This is a genomic window from Streptomyces panaciradicis (assembly GCF_023516615.1).
GTDB lineage: Bacteria > Actinomycetota > Actinomycetes > Streptomycetales > Streptomycetaceae > Streptomyces > Streptomyces panaciradicis.
Genome location: NZ_JAMGBF010000019.1, coordinates 134,793 through 153,671, shown reverse-complemented (window position 1 = coordinate 153,671; position 18,879 = coordinate 134,793). Strand labels below are relative to the sequence as shown.

At 72.1% G+C, this 18,879-nt stretch carries 18 protein-coding genes and 1 riboswitch; of the genes, 8 read left to right on the top strand and 10 right to left on the bottom strand.

Going from position 1 to position 18,879, the window contains the following annotated elements:
• Positions 1-147: 147 nt before the first annotated feature.
• Positions 148-2,208: a HelD family protein gene (locus M8J74_RS08630; protein ID WP_372500139.1), complete on the top strand. Its 2,061-nt coding sequence runs from the start codon at positions 148-150 to the stop codon at positions 2,206-2,208.
• A gap of 4 nt (positions 2,209-2,212) precedes the next feature.
• Here M8J74_RS08630 and M8J74_RS08625 read toward each other — a convergent pair whose 3' ends face one another.
• Positions 2,213-2,914, bottom strand: a complete 702-nt coding sequence (locus tag M8J74_RS08625; RefSeq protein WP_249835818.1) for a copper homeostasis protein CutC — start codon at positions 2,912-2,914, stop codon at positions 2,213-2,215.
• A gap of 101 nt (positions 2,915-3,015) precedes the next feature.
• Complete coding sequence (locus tag M8J74_RS08620) at positions 3,016-3,690, bottom strand: maleylpyruvate isomerase family mycothiol-dependent enzyme (RefSeq protein ID WP_249835817.1); 675 nt, start codon at positions 3,688-3,690, stop codon at positions 3,016-3,018.
• Positions 3,691-3,735: 45 nt separating this feature from the next.
• Here M8J74_RS08620 and M8J74_RS08615 point away from each other — a divergent pair, with 45 nt between their 5' ends.
• Positions 3,736-4,398: an HD domain-containing protein gene (locus tag M8J74_RS08615; protein ID WP_249835816.1), complete on the top strand. Its 663-nt coding sequence runs from the start codon at positions 3,736-3,738 to the stop codon at positions 4,396-4,398.
• 19 nt (positions 4,399-4,417) lie between these two features.
• The gene (locus tag M8J74_RS08610; RefSeq protein ID WP_249835840.1) at positions 4,418-5,476 is read left to right on the top strand and encodes a GNAT family N-acetyltransferase; all 1,059 of its coding nucleotides are present in this window, start codon (positions 4,418-4,420) and stop codon (positions 5,474-5,476) included.
• On the opposite strand, the gene M8J74_RS08605 is transcribed toward M8J74_RS08610, so the two are convergent.
• Positions 5,458-5,736: a DUF4031 domain-containing protein gene (locus tag M8J74_RS08605; protein WP_058924640.1), complete on the bottom strand. Its 279-nt coding sequence runs from the start codon at positions 5,734-5,736 to the stop codon at positions 5,458-5,460. The genes M8J74_RS08610 and M8J74_RS08605 overlap by 19 nt on opposite strands.
• Positions 5,733-6,143, bottom strand: a complete 411-nt coding sequence (locus M8J74_RS08600) for a DUF8819 family protein (protein ID WP_249835815.1) — start codon at positions 6,141-6,143, stop codon at positions 5,733-5,735. Before M8J74_RS08600 ends, M8J74_RS08605 begins: the two co-directional genes overlap by 4 nt.
• Before the next feature lie 54 nt (positions 6,144-6,197).
• Here M8J74_RS08600 and M8J74_RS08595 point away from each other — a divergent pair, with 54 nt between their 5' ends.
• The 3 genes from M8J74_RS08595 to M8J74_RS08585 all read left to right on the top strand — a co-directional run bounded on the left by M8J74_RS08595 (position 6,198) and on the right by M8J74_RS08585 (position 8,801).
• The gene (locus M8J74_RS08595) at positions 6,198-7,136 is read left to right on the top strand and encodes a MurR/RpiR family transcriptional regulator (protein ID WP_249835814.1); all 939 of its coding nucleotides are present in this window, start codon (positions 6,198-6,200) and stop codon (positions 7,134-7,136) included.
• Positions 7,137-7,197: 61 nt separating this feature from the next.
• Positions 7,198-8,130, top strand: a complete 933-nt coding sequence (murQ, locus tag M8J74_RS08590) for an N-acetylmuramic acid 6-phosphate etherase (RefSeq protein ID WP_249835813.1) — start codon at positions 7,198-7,200, stop codon at positions 8,128-8,130.
• Between the two features lie 101 nt (positions 8,131-8,231).
• On the top strand, positions 8,232-8,801 hold the full coding sequence (locus M8J74_RS08585; protein ID WP_249835812.1) for a hypothetical protein: 570 nt from the start codon (positions 8,232-8,234) through the stop codon (positions 8,799-8,801).
• 13 nt (positions 8,802-8,814) lie between these two features.
• Here M8J74_RS08585 and M8J74_RS08580 read toward each other — a convergent pair whose 3' ends face one another.
• The 6 genes from M8J74_RS08580 to thrC all read right to left on the bottom strand — a co-directional run bounded on the left by M8J74_RS08580 (position 8,815) and on the right by thrC (position 16,062).
• Positions 8,815-10,338 carry a carboxylesterase/lipase family protein gene (locus tag M8J74_RS08580; RefSeq protein ID WP_249835811.1) on the bottom strand — a complete coding sequence of 508 codons (1,524 nt, stop codon included), beginning with the start codon at positions 10,336-10,338 and terminating at the stop codon, positions 8,815-8,817.
• 125 nt (positions 10,339-10,463) lie between these two features.
• The gene (locus tag M8J74_RS08575; protein ID WP_249835810.1) at positions 10,464-11,582 is read right to left on the bottom strand and encodes an NADH:flavin oxidoreductase; all 1,119 of its coding nucleotides are present in this window, start codon (positions 11,580-11,582) and stop codon (positions 10,464-10,466) included.
• A gap of 174 nt (positions 11,583-11,756) precedes the next feature.
• The gene (groL, locus tag M8J74_RS08570; protein ID WP_142153018.1) at positions 11,757-13,379 is read right to left on the bottom strand and encodes a chaperonin GroEL; all 1,623 of its coding nucleotides are present in this window, start codon (positions 13,377-13,379) and stop codon (positions 11,757-11,759) included.
• 359 nt (positions 13,380-13,738) lie between these two features.
• Positions 13,739-13,945, bottom strand: a complete 207-nt coding sequence (locus tag M8J74_RS08565) for a cold-shock protein (protein ID WP_019057200.1) — start codon at positions 13,943-13,945, stop codon at positions 13,739-13,741.
• A 442-nt stretch (positions 13,946-14,387) separates the two neighbouring features.
• A complete protein-coding gene (locus tag M8J74_RS08560) occupies positions 14,388-14,663 on the bottom strand; it encodes a MoaD/ThiS family protein (RefSeq protein WP_249835809.1) in 276 nt (91 codons plus the stop codon).
• Between the two features lie 112 nt (positions 14,664-14,775).
• A complete protein-coding gene (gene thrC, locus M8J74_RS08555; RefSeq protein ID WP_249835808.1) occupies positions 14,776-16,062 on the bottom strand; it encodes a threonine synthase in 1,287 nt (428 codons plus the stop codon).
• Between the two features lie 18 nt (positions 16,063-16,080).
• Positions 16,081-16,235, bottom strand: a riboswitch (SAM riboswitch).
• Between the two features lie 171 nt (positions 16,236-16,406).
• Here thrC and M8J74_RS08550 point away from each other — a divergent pair.
• Both M8J74_RS08550 and M8J74_RS08545 read left to right on the top strand, forming a co-directional pair.
• On the top strand, positions 16,407-17,351 hold the full coding sequence (locus M8J74_RS08550) for a glucosyl-3-phosphoglycerate synthase (RefSeq protein ID WP_249835807.1): 945 nt from the start codon (positions 16,407-16,409) through the stop codon (positions 17,349-17,351).
• Positions 17,352-17,414: 63 nt separating this feature from the next.
• Positions 17,415-18,812, top strand: coding sequence for an alpha,alpha-trehalose-phosphate synthase (UDP-forming) (locus tag M8J74_RS08545; protein WP_249835806.1), 1,398 nt, complete (start codon positions 17,415-17,417; stop codon positions 18,810-18,812).
• The last annotated feature ends 67 nt before the right edge of the window (positions 18,813-18,879 follow it).

The following is an 18,879-nucleotide window of genomic DNA, read 5'->3' as shown; positions in this document are numbered from 1 at the left end:
CGGAAAAACCGGTTGGCCGCCGCACGGTCACCTCGCCTAAAATCTCCGCTCTTGCCCGCCTCCTCGACGGAGCGCCGCCGACCGGACGGAAACCGGCCGGCACCTCGCAGCAGCCACCCACCCCGCGGCACCCTCGGAGGCACCCCCTTGTCCACGTCCGTCGACGACCCCGCCCCCCTCGACGACCCCCTCTCCCGCGAGCGCTCCCACCTCGCCGCATCGCGGGCCGCGCTGCGTGCCATGCGCGAGGACGTCGAGTCGCTCGACATCAAGGACGTCACCGCGAACTGGGTCAACGCCGAGGTCCTGGCCCGCCAGATCGACGAGCGGATCAAGGCGCTGGCCGACCTCAGCGACACCCCGCTGTTCTTCGGCCGCCTCGACTACCTGCACGCCCCCGGCGCGGAGCAGGCCGAGGGGGCGTACGGCGAACGCTTCTACATCGGGCGCCGGCACGTGCACGACCACGACGGCGACCCCATGGTCATCGACTGGCGGGCGCCGGTCTCGCAGCCGTTCTACCGGGCGTCCAAGAAGGACCCCATGGACGTCGCGCTGCGCCGCCGCTTCGGCTACACACGCGGCGAGATCACCGCGTACGAGGACGAGCACCTCTCCGACCCGGCGGAGGCGGCGCGCACCAGCAAGCTGCTCCAGCAGGAGATCGAGCGCCCGCGCGTCGGTCCGATGCGGGACATCGTCGCCACCATCCAGCCGGAGCAGGACGAGATCGTGCGGTCCGGGCTCGGCGGCACGGTGTGCGTGCAGGGAGGCCCGGGCACCGGGAAGACGGCCGTCGGCCTGCACCGGGTCGCCTATCTGCTGTACGCCCACCGCGAGCGCCTCGCCCGCACCGGCACGCTCGTCATCGGGCCGAACCGGTCCTTCCTGCACTACATCGAGCAGGTGCTGCCCGCGCTGGGCGAGTTGACCGTGCAGCAGGCGACGGTGGACGACCTGGTGGCGCAGGTGGAGGTGCGCGGCGCGGACGACGCGGCGGCCGCGGTCGTCAAGGGCGACGCGCGGATGGCCCAGGTCCTGCGGCGGGCCGTCTACGCGCACGTGACGATGCCCACCGAGCCGGTCGTCGTGGTGCGCGGCTCACGCCGCTGGCGGGTCCCGGCGTACGAACTGCAGGACATCGTCCGCGAGTTGCTGGACCGGGACATCCGCTACGGCGCCGCCCGCGAGGCCCTTCCGCAGCGCATCGCGCACGCGGTGCTGGTGCAGATGGAGCGCTCCGGCGAGGCGCCGGACGACCGGGTGCAGGACGCGGTGGCCCGCAACGCGGCGGTGAAGGCGGCGGTGAAGCAGGTCTGGCCGCCGGTCGACCCGGCGAAGCTGGTGCTGCGGCTGCTGTCGGACGCCGACTTCCTGGCCGAGCACGCGGAGGGCGTCCTCACCGAGGAGGAGCGCAAGACGATCCTGTGGGCGAAGCCGGTCAGGAGCGTGAAGGCGGCCAGGTGGTCGCCCGCGGACGCCGTGCTGATCGACGAGACGACCGACATCGTGCAGCGCACCCACTCCCTGGGCCATGTGGTCCTGGACGAGGCGCAGGACCTGTCCCCCATGCAGTACCGCGCCGTCGGCCGCCGCTGCACCACGGGCTCGGCGACGGTCCTCGGCGACCTGGCGCAGGGCACCACGCCCTGGGCGACCCGGAGTTGGGACGAGGCCCTCGCGCACCTGGGCAAGGCCGACGGCGTGATCGAGGAACTGACGGCCGGTTTCCGCGTCCCGACGGACGTCATCACCTACGCCTCCCGTCTGCTGCCGCACATCGCCCCCGGTCTCACGCCGGTCGCGTCGGTGCGGGAGAACCCCGGCTTCTTCTCGGTGCGGACGACCTCGGAGGCGGCCGAAGTGGTCGCCGCGTGCGAGGAGTTGCTGCGCAACGAGGGCTCGACGGGCCTGATCGCCGCGGACGCCCGCGTGCCCGCGCTGGCCGAGGCGCTGTCGGCGGCCGGGATCGGCCACCTGGCCCCGGGCGAGGAGACGACGGCCGAGACCCGCCTCACCCTGGTCCCGGCCTCGCTCGCCAAGGGCCTGGAGTACGACTACGTCGTACTGGACGAGCCGCAGGCTGTCGTGGACGGCGAGCCGGACGAGCGGACGGGGCTGCGGCGCCTGTACGTGGCCCTGACCCGAGCCGTCTCCGGCCTGATCGTCACCCACACGGCACCACTGCCGCCCCAGCTGGAGGGGTGAGCCGCTAGCGCGGTGCCGTGCCGTCCAGGGCTCGGCGCCACTGGCCGACCGCCTCGGCGGACACCGGTGTGTCCCAGCCGCCGCGCCGGGCCGCGCCGCCGATGTGGAAGGCGTCGATGCCGGCGGTGCGCAGGCGGGGCACGTGGTCCAGGCGGAGGCCGCCGCCCACCAGCAGTTGCTGCTCGTAGCCGGGTTCCCCGCCCCTGGCCGCCTCGGTGAGCAGGGTGGGGAGCCCGTCGTCGACGCCCGCGGCCGAGCCGGCGGTGAGGATGGTGTCCAGGCCCGGCAGCCCGTCCAGCCGCTTGCGCAGCCCGTCCCGGTCGGCGGTGTGGTCGATCGCCCGGTGGAAGGTCCAGCGGCAGCCGTCCAGCTCGGCCACGACCCGCTCCACCGTGGCGAGGTCGACGCAGCCCTCGTCGTCGAGGAACCCGAGCACGAACTCCTCGGCGCCCGCCTCCCGCATCCGGCGTGCCGCCCGGACCACGCGTCCCACGTCACCCGCCGCGAACCCGTCCGCCAGCCGCAGCATCACGCGCAGCGAGATGTCGACGGCGGCGCGGATCGCGGTGAACGTGGCGGCCTCGGGGGTGAGGCCGTCGGCCGCCATGTCGGTGACCAGTTCGAGGCGGTCCGCGCCTCCGGCCTGGGCGGCGACCGCGTCCTCGGCGTCGAGGGCGATCACCTCCAGGACTGCACGCTTGCTCATGGGACCCCATTCGTCGATCGGGCGGACGGTACGACTTCGGCAGACAGGTCTAGTCCAATTCAAAGACTACGCCCCTGCCGCCGCCCGCACGACGACGCCCCTCAGCCAAAGATGTTCAGGTCCCCCGCCTCCGCGCCCACCAGTTCGTACGACGCCTCCTTCGGCACCGGACGCCCCGCGTACAGCCGTACGAGGGTGGCGGCCCCGCCGATGAAACGGGCCGGTGTCCGCTCCCCGCTCACCTCGCCCAGCAGCAGCGGCTCGTCCACGTCCTCCAGGTCGGCGTGGAGCGGCACCCGGCCCTTCTCCCGGGTGATCCGGGCGAGCAGAGTGAGCGCGTCCGGGAGCCCGGCGCCGGCGTAGGCGCCCGGCTCGCCCCACACCTCGCGCACGTCGCCGGCGTGCACCCACTCGCCCAGCGCGACCATGTCGAGGATCCCGCCCGCCTCGGCGATCGCCGGTCCGGCCTCGGTCATCCCGCGCTCCAGCTCGTCGACGACCTGCTGGTTGGTCCACGCGGCCCGTTCGGCGATGTCCCGGTCGTTGGCCTCGGGCGAGAAGACGCCCTTCTCGAACCGGCTCTCCACCACCCGCATCAGCGCGGACGAACAGTGCGCGAGCACGTCCCGCACGGTCCATCCCGGGCACCCGGCGGTCGGCAGCGCGAAGTCCGCGTCCGGCCGGGCCCGCAGCAGCGGTACGAGGGCGTCGCGCTCGGCGGCCAGCAGCCGTCCGGGCAGTTCGGGGTCGCGCGCTTCGGGAGTCGTAGTAGTCATGGGGTCACGCTAGGGGCCGGGAGTGATCGGCGGGAGAATGGGGGCATGGCCGATCTCGACGCCCTGCGTTCCCGCTGGACCCGCGCGCTGGACGGAGCCCGGGGCTCCGCCGCCGGCCCCGACCCGGTGCCGTACGCGGACAACCTGCTGGCCCGCTGGCAGGAGCCGCAGCGCCGGTACCACACGCTCGCGCATCTCGTGGCCGTCCTCGACCACGTCGACACGCTCCAGGAGTACGCCGACGATCCGGACGCGGTGCGGCTGGCGGCCTGGTTCCACGACGCCGTCTACCTCCCGGAGCGGTCCGAGAACGAGGAGCGCTCCGCCCGTCTGGCCGAACGCGCCCTGCCCGAGGCCGGCGTCCCCGACGCCACCGCCGCCGAGGTGGCCCGGCTCGTCCGGCTCACCGTCACCCACGACCCCGCCGACGACGACCGCGACGGCCAGGTGCTGTGCGACGCCGACCTCGCGATCCTCGCCTCGCCGCCCACCGCGTACGCCGCCTACACCGCGGCCGTCCGCGAGGAGTACCACTTCGTGCCGAACGACGCCTTCCGCGCGGGACGGGCCGACGTCCTGCGCCGGCTCCTCGCGCTGCCCCGGCTGTTCAGGACCCCCTACGGGCAGGAGAAGTGGGAGGCGACGGCTCGTTACAACCTCTCCGCCGAGCTGGAAATCCTGTCGACCGCCGTGAAGGGGGCCGAATAGCCTTCGGCCCATGCGTGCAATGGGCGGGGATCAGGTGGAAGAGGCCGTCGCGGGCTGTCTCGCGGCGCTGCGGCCTGCGGTGGACCGGGACTGGACGGCGGTGCGGGCGGCCGGGATGGACTGGACCGTCCACGAGACGGCGTTCCACGTCGCGGAGTGCCTCGTCGGGTACGCGGCGAACCTCGCCGGACGCGCCCGCGACGGCTACGTCCCCTTCGAGATCACGCTCGACGAGGGCACCGACAACACCGGCCTGCTGCACCTCGTGGAGTCGATGGGCGCCCTGCTCGCCGCGGCGGTCCGCACCGCCCCGCGCGAGGCCCGCGCCTTCCACCCGTACCCCTTCCGCAGCGCGAACCGCGAGGGCTTCGCCGCGATGGGCGTCGCCGAGGTGCTGCTGCACACGTACGACATGACGGCCGGCCTGCGGACGGCCTACGAACCACCCTCCGCACTGGCGGACTTCGTCCTCACCACGATCTTCCCGCACGTCCGGCCCGGCGCCGACGCCTGGCGCACCCTGCTGTGGGCCACCGGGCGCGGCGAGCTGCCCGGCCGCGCGCCGGTCACCGAGTGGCGCTGGCACAACAACCTCGTCCACACCACCGACCGCCTCACCCTGGAGGGCGTCACACCGGCGTCCGCGCGCGACCTGACGCTCGGCGGCGACGGCGGCTTCGACTGGATCGCCGGCGGCCCGTTCACGGGCACGCGGGACGCCGCCGGCTTCATGCTCAAGGCCTATGAAGAGGGCGTGCACCGGCCGGAGTTCGGCGTCTTCGTCCTCGTCCGCCGCGAGGACGGCCGGGCGATCGGCGGCATGGGCTTCCACGGCGTCCCCGACGAGGAGGGACGGGCGGAGGTCGGCTACGACCTGGTCGAGGCCGCCCGCGGCCACGGCTACGCGACCGAGGCGCTGCGCGCCCTCGCCGACTGGGCGTTCGCCCGGGACGACGTCCAGTCGCTCTTCGCGACGGTCGACCGCGACAACCTCCCCTCCCAGGCCGTGGTCACCCGCGCCGGGTTCCGGAAGGTGAGCGAGGACGAGGAGGAGTTCGCCTACGAACTCGGGCGCTGAGCACGCCCCTTGGGCCGCCGCAGCCCCGCCTCCGTCAGCAGCCGCACCACCTCGCGGCTGCTGACCTGCACCGCCCCGGCCGCCACCGCGTCCGCGTAGCGGTGCGAGGGGATGTCGTAGTGGTCGCGTTCGAAGGCGCGCCGCGGCACGCCCAGCCCGTCGGCGAACAGCCGCAGTTCGTCGAAGGAGACGTCGCTGATGAGGTGGGACCACAGCCGGCCGTGACCGGGCCAGTCCGGCGGGTCGATGTAGACGGTCACGCCGGCGTCCCGCCCATGGCCGGTCCCAGCGCCCCGACCGCCGCCACCCGCACGCCCGCCTTGTGGCAGACCCAGTGCGGGTCGGCGCCCAGTTCGGGCTCGACCTCCAGCGCGTGCGGGTCGCCGGAGCCGCAGACCGGGCACAGCGGCCAGCGGCCGTACGTCTCCAGCAGGGCGTCCTGGACGTCCTGGGCGACCAGCCCCGTCACGAACTCCGCGCCCTCGGGCCACTGCTCGACCCACCAGCGCCGCTGCGCCACCGAGTCCTCGACCATGGACACCACGTCCGCCGCGGCGACCCGCCCCGCGGCCAGGTCGGCGAGCACGAGGGCGCGCGCCACGTGCAGCGCCCGTTCCAGAGGGGTGACCGGGGCGTCGGGTGTTTCGGGGGTGCCGGAGGGATCCATGCACCCATTGTGCGCACTCTTGACCGGTGCCCCGCCCGAAAATATCTTTCATACGTGACCCAGAACGTGAAGGAAATTTTCGCCGGCCACGCCGCGGGCACGCCGGGCACCGCGCCCACCGCGCCTCCCGCCCCCGCCGCCCTCGCCGCCAAGGTGCGCACCCTCGCCCCCTCCATGACACGTTCCATGCAGCGCGTCGCCGAGGCCGTCGCGGGCGACCCGGCCGGCTGCGCGGCCCTCACGGTCACCGGCCTCGCCGAGCTCACCGGCACCAGCGAGGCGACGGTGGTGCGCACCGCCCGGCTGCTCGGGTACCCGGGGTACCGGGATCTGCGGCTCGCCCTCGCCGGGCTCGCGGCGCAGCAGCAGTCGGGCCGCGCGCCCGCCATCACCACCGACATCGCCGTCGACGACCCCATCGCGGACGTCGTGGCGAAACTGGCTTACGACGAGCAGCAGACGCTCGCCGACACGGCGGCCGGACTCGACACCGTGCAGCTGGGCGCGGCGGTGGCCGCGGCCGCCACCGCGCGGCGGATCGACGTGTACGGAGTGGGCGCGTCGGGGCTGGTCGCCCAGGACCTCACGCAGAAGCTGCTGCGGATAGGGCTGATAGCCCACGCGCACAGCGACCCGCACCTGGCCGTGACGAACGCGGTGCAGCTGCGGGCGGGTGACGTCGCCATCGCCATCACGCACTCGGGGTCGACGGGGGACGTCGTGGAGCCGCTGCGGGTGGCCTTCGAACGCGGGGCGACGACCGTGGCGATCACCGGGCGGCCGGACGGGGCGGTCGCGCAGTACGCCGACCATGTGCTGACGACGTCCATCGCCCGGGAGAGCGAGCTGCGGCCGGCCGCGATGTCGTCCCGGACCAGTCAACTGCTGGTCGTGGACTGCTTGTTCGTGGGAGTGGCGCAGAAGACCTACGAGACCGCGGCGCCCTCCCTGGCCGCCTCGTACGAGGCACTCGCCCACCGGCACCGGCGCTAGACCCTCTTCCCCTCCTCCTCTCACGTTCTCCGGCAGCACTTCACGAAAGAGCCGCTCCACCATGACCTCCACCTCCAACCCCCGTGATCTGCGCGCCGAGTTGGAATCGCTCACCACCGAGGCCTTCCGTCCCGACCTCGCCGACATCGACCGGCTGCCCACCCTGGAGATCGCCCGGCTGATGAACGGCGAGGACTCCACCGTCCCGGCGGCCGTCGCCGCGCGGCTGCCGCAGATCGCCGCCGCCATCGACGCCGTGGCCGACCGCATGGCGGGCGGCGGGCGGCTGATCTACGCGGGCGCCGGCACCGCGGGCCGGCTCGGCGTGCTGGACGCCTCCGAGTGCCCGCCGACCTTCAACACCGATCCGCAGCAGGTGGTGGGGCTCATCGCGGGCGGTCCCGACGCCATGGTCACCTCCGTCGAGGGCGCCGAGGACTCCGCCGACCTCGCCCGCGCCGACCTGGACGCCCTCGCCCTCACCTCCGCCGACACGGTGGTCGGCATCTCCGCCTCCGGCCGCACCCCGTACGCCATCGCGGCCGTCGAACACGCCCGCCGGCAGGGCGCGTTGACGATCGGGCTGGCCTGCAACGCCGACAGCGCGCTCGCCGCGGCCGCCGAGCACGGCATCGAGATCGTCGTCGGGCCCGAACTGCTCACCGGCTCCACCCGGCTGAAGGCGGGCACCGCGCAGAAGCTGGTCCTCAACATGCTCTCGACGATCACGATGATCCGGCTGGGCAAGACGTACGGGAACCTGATGGTCGACGTACGCGCCTCGAACGAGAAGCTGCGGGCCCGTTCCCGCCGTATCGTCGCCCTCGCCACCGGCGCGCCGGACGAGGAGATCGAGCGGGCGCTGGCGGCCACGGACGGCGAGGTGAAGAACGCCGTCCTCGCCCTCCTCGCGGACGTCGACGGCCCCACGGCGGCCCGGCTGCTGGCGGAGTCCGGCGGACACCTGCGAGCGGCCCTGGCGGCGGCCCACTAGGCCGTGCCGGGAGCCCTGGGATCGTTGTCAGTGGCGTCTGCGAAGGTGTCGGTGACGGACACCGACGCCCCCGGACGCGAGAACGACGCAGACTGATACCCATGAACCACGCCCAGCTCACCGCCCTGGGCCGAGCCCTCCGCCTTCTCGGCGAGCACGGCGAGGCCCTCACCGCCGACACCCCGGACGCCCGGCTGCACGAGGTCAGGGCCGACCTGCGGCGCGCCCTGGACCTCCTGGAGGACAGCGTCGCCACGGCCGCACCCGCCACCCGCTGCGCCGAGCACCCCAACGGCCCCGTGGACAAGAGCGCCCCCGACCTGTGCCTGCTCTGCGAGACCCGGCGCCGGGCGGCCCGCCGCGCCGAGTTCAACGGCGGCCCCCTGCCCGCGCACCCCACCGAGTCCGCGCCCTCCCGCTACGGCGTCCGCGGCGACCGCCCCCAGCCCCAGCAGCGCTGGCTGCCGGAGCTGTGGACGGGCCAGGAGTGGCAGCTGTGCGGTACGCCGAGGCGGGACCGGCGCGAGGCGGAGCTGTACATCGCCGCCCAGCGCCGCGGCCCACGCGCCGCCATGGCCTACCGGCTGGTGCACGAGTTCACCGACTACGAGGTGCTGCGCGTGTGGGGCACCCCGGTGAAGGTCGACATCGAACCGCTGGGCAACCTCTGAGCCGCCCCCGGCTTCAGGGAAGCAGCGGCAGCGCGGTGAACTCGTGGCCCTCCCACAGCCGCCGTGTGGCCTCCTCGGGGTAGGGCCGCACCTCGGGGCGCGCGTCCAGTACCTGAACCAGGCGGTCGGCCTCCCCGTACGCCGGCCAGCCCGGGTCGCCGGTGCGGGCGAACGCCGTCCACGACGCACGGAAGCGCGCAGACAGCTCCTCCGCCTCCGCCGGGACACCGCTCCCGGCGAAGAGCAGGCTGCCGAGGTCAGCGTCGAAGGTGCCGAACAGCAGGGGGATGTCCAGGCCGTGGCAGGCACCGAGGACGCCTCCCGCGCCGGGCGCCGGCCAGGTCAGTTCGTAGAAGTGGGCGCTGCCGCCGCCCGCCACCTGCGCCTCCGCGAGCCGCAGGCTGGGCATGGTGAACAGCCAGTCCGTCTGGACGCGTTCGTACAGATCGCTCGGGGTGGCGTCGGGGTGGGCGGCGCGATAGGCCGACTCCGCGTCGGGGCCGGGCCCGAAGGTCCGCAGGGCCCAGGCCGCCTGCTCCTCGGTGACCTTGCCGAGCAGTTCGCCCATGACGAGGAACAGCCGCCACTCGTCGCGGTTGTGCCCGACGAGCAGGTCCACGTCCCGGGCCGCGCCCGCGGCCAGCGCCTGCCAGGGCGTGGTGGGCAGCACCTCGCCGTCGACGACCGGCGAGAAGGGCGTGACCGTGGGGGCCGCCTGCCCCCAACGGTCCTGGTACTGCCGCATCTTCGCGCTCAGCGCCTCGCCGGCCGAGGTCAGCAGACGCGGGTCCACGGCGGACAGCGCTGCCGCCGTCGGCGGCAGACCGGCCTCCTTGGCGATCTCGGCGGCGATGTCCCGGGCGAGTTCGCCGGAGAAGTACGTGCCGGGCACGCTCTGCGCGATCGCCCGCCCGAACAGCCCTCGGGCGGCCGGCATCGCCAGCAGCGCCGCCACCGATCCCGCACCCGCCGACTCGCCGAACACGGTCACCCGGCCGGGGTCGCCGCCGAACGCCGTGATGTTGTCCCGTACCCACTCCAGGGCGGCGACCTGGTCGAGCAGGCCCCGGTTGGCGGGCGCCCCCTCCAGGCTCGCGAACCCCTCTATGCCGACCCGGTAGTTGAGGGTGACGACGACCAGGTCGCCGTCGCGCGCGATGCGCCGGGCGTCGTAGCCGGGGCTGCCGGAGTGGCCCAGTTTGTAGGCGCCGCCGTAGATCCACACCATCACCGGACGCGGCTCGGCCGGATCGGCCCGCGGGGTCCAGACGTTGACGGTGAGCCAGTCGTCGCCGTCGGGCACGTCCAGCTCGCCCTTGCGGCCCTGGATGCCGAGGTCCTGCGGGGGCGGCGGCCCGAACGCGTACGCCTCCCGCACCCCGTCCCAGGCCCGCACGGGCCGGGGCGCCTGGAACCGGAGCTCGCCCACCGGCGGTTCGGCGAACGGGACGCCCCGGAAGACGGTCAGCCCGTCCTCCTGCCGTCCGCGCACCGCACCGGCTGCGGTGCGTACGACCGGACCGTCCGCTGTCGTCATCGTGGGCTCCTCACGGGTGGCGGATGCAGGGCTGCCGATCCACTCAAACGAACAGACCTGCCGAAATCAAGCAGGCCTGCGGACCGAGCGCCGCCCGCGGTCGGCGGACGGCGCGAACTCGCCGTTCAGCTCAGGGACTTCAGCGCCGCCGCGTCGTAGGGCAGCAGCTCCTCGAAGCGGCCGGACAGCACCTTCGCCGCCCACTGCGGGTCCTGCAGCAGGGCCCGCCCCACGGCCACGAGGTCGTACTCCTCGCTCTCCAGGCGGTCCAGCAGGTCGTCGATGCCCCGCACCGGCGACCCCTCGCCCGCGAACCCGCGGATGAAGTCGCCGTCGAGCCCGACGGAGCCGACCGTGATCACCTGCTTGCCGGTCAGCTTCTTCGTCCAGCCGGCCAGGTTCAGGTCCGCGCCGTCGAACTCGGGCAGCCAGTACCGCCGGGTGGAGGCGTGGAAGGCGTCGACGCCGGCCGCCGCCAGCGGGGTGAGGATCGCCTCCAGCTCCTCGGGGGTCTCGGCCAGCCGCGCGGTGTAGTCCTGCTGCTTCCACTGCGAGTAGCGGAAGATGATCGGGAACTCGGGCGACACGGTCTCCCGTACGGCCGCGACGATCTCCGCCGCGAACTTCGTGCGGGCGACGGGGTCACCGCCGTAGGCGTCCGTGCGCCGGTTCGTGCCGGCCCACAGGAACTGGTCGACCAGGTAGCCGTGGGCGCCGTGGATCTCCACGCCGTCGAAGCCGATGCGCTCGGCGGCCGCGGCGGCCTCGGCGAACGCGCCGATGACGTCGTCCACGTCCCGCTGGGTCATCGCCCGGCCGGTCGGCTCGGCACCGGCGGTGACCAGGCCGGAGGGGCCGACGGCGGGGGCCTCGGGGAAGGGCGGGTCGCCCTGCTCGCGCACCATGCCGATGTGCCACAGCTGCGGCACGATCGTGCCGCCCGCCGCGTGCACCGCCTCGGCGACCTTCTGCCAGCCCGCGAGCTGCTCCGCGCCGTGGAAGCGCGGGACGCGGTCGCTCTGCCCGGCCGACTCGTGGCCGACGTAGGTGCCCTCGGTGACGATCAGACCGACCCCGGCGGCGGCGCGGCGGGAGTAGTACGAGACGACGTCCTCGCCGGGGATGCCGCCCGGGGAGAACTGGCGGGTCATCGGCGCCATCACGATGCGGTTGGGGACGGTCAGGCCGTTGATCGCGGTGGGCCGGGACAGGATCTCGGCGGCGCGGGAGGTGGTGGCGGTCACGCGGGGAAACTCCTCGGTATGTGCATACGCATAGACACTGCTCCAACGTCAACCTCCGCACGCGTCAGCGCATTTCCCGCTGCCCCTGTGACCCCGGACACGCCGAAGGGCGGCACCCCCTGCCGGAGCAGGAAGTGCCGCCCTTGGTAAGGACGTTGATCAACCGCAGGTCGATCAGAAGTCCATGTCACCGCCCGGCATGCCGCCACCGGCGGGCGCGGCGGCCTTCTCCGGCTTGTCGGCGATGACGGCCTCGGTGGTGAGGAAGAGCGCGGCGATGGAGGCGGCGTTCTGCAGGGCAGAGCGCGTGACCTTCGCCGGGTCGATGATGCCTTCCTTGACCAGGTCGACGTACTCGCCGGTCGCGGCGTTCAGGCCGTGACCCGGGGTGAGGTTGCGGACCTTCTCCACCACGACGCCGCCCTCGAGGCCGGCATTGACGGCGATCTGCTTCAGCGGCGCCTCGAGCGCGATGCGCACGGCGTTGGCGCCGGTCGCCTCGTCACCCTCGAGGTCCAGCTTCTCGAAGACCGAGGACGCCTGGATGAGCGCCACGCCACCACCGGCGACGATGCCCTCCTCGACGGCGGCCTTCGCGTTGCGGACGGCGTCCTCGATGCGGTGCTTGCGCTCCTTGAGCTCCACCTCGGTGGCGGCACCGGCCTTGATGACCGCGACACCGCCGGCGAGCTTCGCCAGGCGCTCCTGCAGCTTCTCGCGGTCGTAGTCCGAGTCGCTGTTCTCGATCTCGGCGCGGATCTGGTTCACGCGGCCCGCGACCTGGTCGCTGGCGCCGGCACCGTCGACGATGGTGGTCTCGTCCTTGGTGATGACCACCTTGCGGGCCTTGCCCAGCAGGTCGAGGGTGGCGTTCTCCAGCTTGAGGCCGACCTCCTCGGAGATGACCTCGCCGCCCGTGAGGATGGCGATGTCGCCGAGCATGGCCTTGCGGCGGTCGCCGAAGCCCGGGGCCTTGACGGCGACGGACTTGAAGGTGCCGCGGATCTTGTTGACGACCAGGGTCGACAGGGCCTCGCCCTCGACGTCCTCGGCGATGATCAGCAGCGGCTTGCCCGACTGCATGACCTTCTCCAGCAGCGGGAGCAGGTCCTTGACCGAGGAGATCTTGGAGTTGGCGATCAGGATGTACGGGTCGTCGAGGACGGCCTCCATACGCTCCATGTCGGTGGCGAAGTACGCCGAGATGTAGCCCTTGTCGAAGCGCATACCCTCGGTGAGCTCCAGCTCCAGACCGAAGGTCTGGGACTCCTCGACGGTGATGACGCCTTCCTTGCCGACCTTGTCCATGGCCTCGGCGATGAGCTCGCCGATCTGGGTGTCGGCGGCGGAGATGGAGGCCGTCGAAGCGATCTGCTCCTTGGTCTCGACATCCTTCGCCTGCTCCAGCAGGGCACCGGAGACGGCCTCGACGGCCTTCTCGATACCGCGCTTGAGGGCCATCGGGTTGGCGCCGGCGGCTACGTTGCGCAGGCCCTCCTTGACCAGGGCCTGGGCGAGAACGGTCGCGGTGGTCGTACCGTCACCGGCGACGTCGTCCGTCTTCTTGGCGACTTCCTTGACCAGCTCGGCGCCGATCTTCTCGTACGGGTCCTCGAGCTCGATCTCCTTGGCGATGGAGACACCATCGTTGGTGATCGTGGGGGCGCCCCACTTCTTCTCGAGGACGACGTTGCGGCCCTTGGGGCCGAGCGTCACCTTCACGGCGTCCGCGAGCTGGTTCATGCCGCGCTCGAGGCCGCGCCGCGCCTCCTCGTCGAACGCGATGATCTTGGCCATGTGAAGTGGTCCCTCCAGGACTGGGGGTGATTCCTTCGGACCGCGCCCGCGCCCGCGACGGACGGCTCGCCGACCCGTGGGTTCCTTGCCCCACCCGGCCTGCGGGCCTCACCGACCCGGTCCTTCTTTGTCACTCTCACCTTCAGAGTGCTAACGCCAATGATTAGCACTCGCCCCTGCCGAGTGCAAGCGCCTCCCGCGGACCGGTCCCTGTGGACGCCGGCTGGAGGGGCGCCGGCGGAGCGCGCCGGCCGCGCCGGAGTGCGGACATGCCGGAGGGCCCGTACCCATGACTCCCCATGGGGTACGAGCCCTCCGAAGAAAAGAAGAACGACGCTGCTGTCTACCCGGCGCGTGCTTCAGCTGGTCGCCAGTCGGACCATGTCCGCCTGCGGCCCCTTCTGGCCCTGCGAGATCTCGAAATCGACCCGCTGGCCCTCTTCCAGGGTGCGGTACCCGTCCATCTGGATGGCGCTGTAGTGGACGAAAACATCCGCACCACCGTCGACCGCGATGAAGCCGTACCCCTTCTCCGCGTTGAACCACTTGACGGTGCCCTGAGCCATGCCTAACTCCCCTATTACTGGCCCTTGCACGGACCCGCACTTCGCGGATCCGGGTCAGACCTCACCCCCCACGGTTTGGGGGCGTGCGCCGGAACGCGTCGACCGCGGCTGAATGTATCTGCCCAACTGCCGTCTGCAACAGGTCAATCGGACGAGAATTCTGGACGGAAGGGGTCCGGAATGTAGTAAGAATTCGGCCGAATTCAGGGCAAGTCGGGCCCCATAAAGGGAACAAAAGCCGCGAAAGACATGCGCACTTTGGCTGCATCTCGACGGGCCTGCGGCAGGAATTCCGGGCTCCCGATCCGGAGATCAGCAGCGCGTTCCCCAACTGTACCGCGCTCAACCACACTGAATTGCCCCCTCCGCTTCTCTCACGGAGGGGGCAATTCGATGAACTCTTCGTAACCGGCGTTACCGAAGGTAATGATCGGTCATTCGGTCAGCCGCCGGCGACGGCCGGGATGATCGACACGCCCACGCCGTCCGGGGTCGCCGTCTCCAGCCCCTGCTCGAACCGCACGTCGTCGTCGTTGACGTACACGTTGACGAAGCGGCGCAGCTTGCCCTGGTCGTCCAGCACACGGGCGGCGATGCCGGTGTGGTTCTTCTCCAGGTCGGCGATGACCTCGGCGAGGGTGGCTCCCTCGGCGCTCACCTCGGCCTGGCCGCCGGTGTAGGTGCGCAGGATGGTGGGGATGCGGACGGACACGCTCATGTTCAAGACCTCCGGTCGGGTAAGCGCCCCAGGGGCGCGGGGCTGTGTTCGGTGTGCGGCTGCCGCCGCGTGGGCGCGTCCAGCCCCCACCGGCCCGCAGTCGAAAGATCGGCTAGCCGAGCCCGGCCTCACGGAACGAGTCGAGGTTGGGGCGAATGGTCGCGGTCAGCCCCGTGCCCGCCACCGCATCCAGCGTCTTGAGGCCGTCGCCGGTGTTCAGCACGACGGTGGTCAGGGCCGGGTCCAGCACGCCGTTCTCGATGAGCTTCTTCGTCACGCCCACGGTCACGCCGCCGGCGGTCTCGGCGAAGATGCCCTCGGTGCGGGCCAGCAGCTTGATGGCGTCGACGACCTGCTCGTCGTTCACGTCCTCCACGGCACCGCCCGTGCGGCGCGCGATGTCCAGGACGTAGGGCCCGTCGGCCGGGTTGCCGATGGCCAGCGACTTGGCGATGGTGTTCGGCTTCTGCGGCCGGACCACGTCGTGGCCCGCCTTGTAGGCGACGGACACCGGAGAGCAGCCCTCGGCCTGCGCGCCGAAGATCTTGTACGGCTTGTCCTCGACGAGCCCGAGCTTGATCAGCTCCTGCAGCCCCTTGTCGATCTTCGTCAGCTGGGAGCCGGAGGCGATGGGGACCACGAGCTGGTCGGGGAGCCGCCAGCCGAGCTGCTCGCAGATCTCGTACGCCAGGGTCTTGGACCCTTCCGCGTAGTAGGGCCGCAGGTTGACGTTGACGAAGCCCCAGCCCTCGCCGGCCGGGTCGCCGATCAGCTCGGAGCAGAAGCGGTTCACGTCGTCGTAGTTGCCCTCGATGCCGACGAGCTCGCCGCCGTAGACCGCGGCCATGACGACCTTGCCCTGCTCCAGGTCGTGCGGGATGAACACGCAGGAACGGAAGCCGGCGCGGGCCGCGGCGGCGCCGACGGCGCCCGCGAGGTTGCCGGTGGAGGAGCAGGAGAGCGTGGTGAAGCCGAAGGCGCGCGCGGCCTCCAGGGCCTGGGCGACGACGCGGTCCTTGAAGGAGTGCGTCGGGTTGCCGGAGTCGTCCTTCACGTACAGCCCGCCGGTGACCCCCAGCTCGCGCGCCAGGTTGTCGGCCTTGACGAGCTTGGTCCAGCCGGGGTTGATGTTCGGCTTGTCCGCCACGTCCGCCGGGACGGGCAGCAGCGGCGCGTAACGCCAGATGTTCGCGGGTCCCGCCTCGATGCGCTTGCGGAGTTCCTCGGTGTCGTAGGCCGAGAAGTCGTAGGCGATCTCGAGCGGGCCGAAACACTCCTCGCAGGCGAAGACCGGACCGAGCGGCACCCGGTGACCGCACTCGCGGCAGGAAAGCGCCGCGGCGGGCCCGAGGTCTACGGTCGTGGAGTCGGTGGTGCTTGCAACAGTCTGCGCAGCCATGTGAGGCGAGGCCCTTTCTCCTCATCTTCCTCACGACGCATCTCGCCGTGAGACGGATTTGGCACCTTCCCTAGCCGGGAGCCTCGCGGAATGATCAACAGTGATCTACGAGACCGGCTGGAGGGTTGCCGGGGCTTCATCGGGCCGTATCCCTCTGCCCCTCTGGATGAGCGGTATGAAGTTGTGAACTCGTTGAACGCGTAACGACCCCCGACATGCGATGGTCACGAGCGTTGTTCAAGACTGTAACCGAAGGCCAGGACAGTTGAGATAGCCGTCCGAACCGCGAGATGGATCACCTACTTGGTCCCGTTTCGCCGAGAGAGCGCAGAGGAGCCGCCTACGTGCTGGAAGAAGTCGAGCGCTGGCTGAGCACCCACTCCTGGTCCGTCACCGACCGCCCGCTGCACCAGATCCTCGCCGCGAAACAGCGCACGGGCCAGTCGGTCAGTGTCGTGCTGCCCGCGCTCAACGAGGAGGAGACGGTCGGCGACATCGTCGCGATCATCCGCCACGACCTGATGCAGCAGGTCCCGCTCGTCGACGAGATCGTGGTCGTCGACTCCGGTTCCACCGACCGCACGTCCGAGGTCGCCGCGGCGGCCGGCGCGCGGGTCGTGCACCGCGACGACATCCTGCCCCGCATCCCGACGGTCCCCGGCAAGGGCGAGGTCCTGTGGCGCTCGCTGCTGGTCACGTCCGGGGACATCGTCTGCTTCATCGACGCCGACCTGAAGGAGTTCTCCTCCGACTTCGTCTCCGGGATCGTCGGCCCGCTGCTCACCGACCCCGGGATCGACCTGGTCAAGGGCATGTACGACCGCCCCCTGGCCGGAGGGCAGGGGCAGGGCGGCCGGGTCACCGAGCTGATGGCCCGCCCGCTGCTCAACATGCACTGGCCGCAGTTGGCCGGTTTCGTGCAGCCGCTCGGCGGCGAGTACGCGGCCCGGCGCACCCTGCTGGAGCAGCTGCCGTTCCCCGTCGGGTACGGGGTCGAGCTGGGCATGCTGGTCGACGCCCTGCATCTGGTGGGCATCGACGCGCTCGCCCAGGTGGACGTCGGCGTCCGCAAGCACCGCCACCAGGACGGCCAGGCCCTCGGCCGGATGGCGGCGGCGATCTACCGCACCGCCCAGCTCCGGCTGGCCCGCGGCCACCTCGTCCGCCCCTCCCTCACCCAGTTCGAACGGGGCGCGGACGGCTTCGAGCCGCGCACGTACTCCGTGGACACGGAGGAGCGGCCGCCGATGGCGGAGATCGCGGAGTACGCGAGCCGGAAGGTGGCGTAGGGCATACGCGGACCGGGCGGTCGTCACGTTTATGCGTTTGCGGACCGGGCTACGTTGAGGCGTATGGCTTCCTCGCACGGCGCTGCCCATCAGGTGCTGGTCGCGTCCAACCGCGGCCCGGTCTCGTACGCACTCCAGCAGGACGGCTCGCTCGCCGCCAAACGGGGCGGCGGCGGGCTGGTCTCCGGCCTGTCGGCGATCGGTCCCGACGCGGGCGCCCTGTGGGTGTGCTCCGCGCTCTCCGACGGCGACCGGGAGGCGGTGCGGCGCGGGGAGGGCGAGCCCGGCGTGCGGATGCTCGACGTCCCGGCGGAGGTGCACGCCGACGCGTACAACGGCATCGCCAACTCCGTGCTCTGGTTCGTCCACCACATGCTGTACCAGACGCCCCTGGAGCCGGCCTTCGACGCGGAGTTCCGGCGGCAGTGGGCGTCGTACGAGACGTACAACCGCGCCTTCGCCGAGGCGCTGGCCGAGGAGGCCGCCGAGGGCGCGGCGGTGCTGGTGCAGGACTACCACCTGTGCCTGGTGCCGGGCATGCTGCGGGAGCTGCGGCCGGACCTCAGGATCGCGCATTTCTCGCACACGCCGTGGGCACCGGTGGACTACTTCCGGATGCTGCCCGACGACATCGCCGAGCAGCTGCTGCGCGGCATGCTCGGCGCCGACCGGCTGGGCTTCCTCACCCGCCGCTGGGCGGAGGCGTTCACGGCCTGCACGGCGCTCGTGGGCGGCCTCGGGGACACCCGGGTCGGGGTGCACGGCCTCGGCGCGGACGCCGACTTCCTGCGGCGCCGCTCGCACGAGGCGGACGTCGACGAGCGGATGGCCGCGCTGCGCGAGCAGATCGGCGCGGGCCGCAAGGCGATCGTGCGGGTCGACCGGACCGAGCTGTCGAAGAACATCGTGCGCGGGCTGCTGGCCTACCGGCAGCTCCTCGACGACCACCCGGAGTGGCGCGAGCGGGTCGTGCACGTGGCCTTCGCCTACCCCTCCCGGCAGGACCTCGCGGTCTACCGGGACTACACCGCCGAGGTGCAGCGCGTGGCGGAGGAGATCAACTCCGCTTACGGCACGCCCGGCTGGACCCCGGTCGTGCTCCATGTGGAGGACGACTTCGCGCGGTCCCTGGCCGCCTACCGGCTGGCCGACGTGGCCCTCGTCAACCCCATCCGGGACGGCATGAACCTGGTCGCCAAGGAGGTCCCGGTCGTCTCCGACGAGGGGTGCGCGCTGGTGCTGTCCCGGGAGGCGGGGGCGTACGAGGAGCTGGCCGAGGACGCGGTGACGGTGAACCCCTACGACGTGATCGGCACGGCCCGCGCCCTGCACACCGCGCTGACCATGCCCCCGGGGGAACGCGCCGATCGCGCCAAGCGCCTCGCCGCATCGGCGACCGCGCTACCCCCGGCCCAGTGGTTCCTCGACCAACTCAACGCACTGCTGAACCAGCCGAGCTGACGAAGACCCCGGCCTCCGCCCGAACGAACACCGGCCGAACCGAACCGCACGGCGGGCGGCTGCCGAG